Origin of the sequence: Streptomyces sp. DH12 (genome assembly GCF_020873895.1) — a bacterium.
GTDB lineage: Bacteria > Actinomycetota > Actinomycetes > Streptomycetales > Streptomycetaceae > Streptomyces.
In genome coordinates this window covers 1-385 of record NZ_JAHWGT010001697.1, presented here as the reverse complement: position 1 = coordinate 385, position 385 = coordinate 1, and the positions used below count along the sequence as shown (strand labels likewise).

Genomic DNA, 385 nt, shown 5'->3' with positions numbered 1-385 from the left:
GAACAGGCTCAGCGCGACCAGCAGCGGCCGGCGCCGGTGGCGGTCGGCGAGCGTGCCCAGGAGCGGGCCCGCCAGGGTGGGCGCCCACATCGCCAGCATGCACAGCGCCGCCAGCCCGTCCGAGCCCGTGAGGTCCTTGACCCACACCCCCGACGCCAGCCACAGCGTGGAGGTGCCGAACCCGGAGACCACCACCGCCGTCAGACACCGGCCCGCGGTGCGGTCGCGCAGCACGCGGACCGCCGTCCATCTCGTCGTCATGCCTGGTCATCCTGCGTCTAAGGCCCGCCCGCGCGGATCGGGAGGATGCCTTAGGGGCGGGGCGGGGGTGAGCGCGGCCGGTACGTCACCCGTCACCTGGCGGGGCCCGGGCTGCCAGGACCAC

1 pseudogene is annotated in these 385 nt (G+C 75.3%); it reads right to left on the bottom strand.

Features of this window, described 5'->3' with window-relative positions:
* A pseudogene (locus LPA54_RS41785) lies at positions 1–261 on the bottom strand (MFS transporter); the annotation flags it as partial.
* Positions 262–385: the final 124 nt, after the last annotated feature.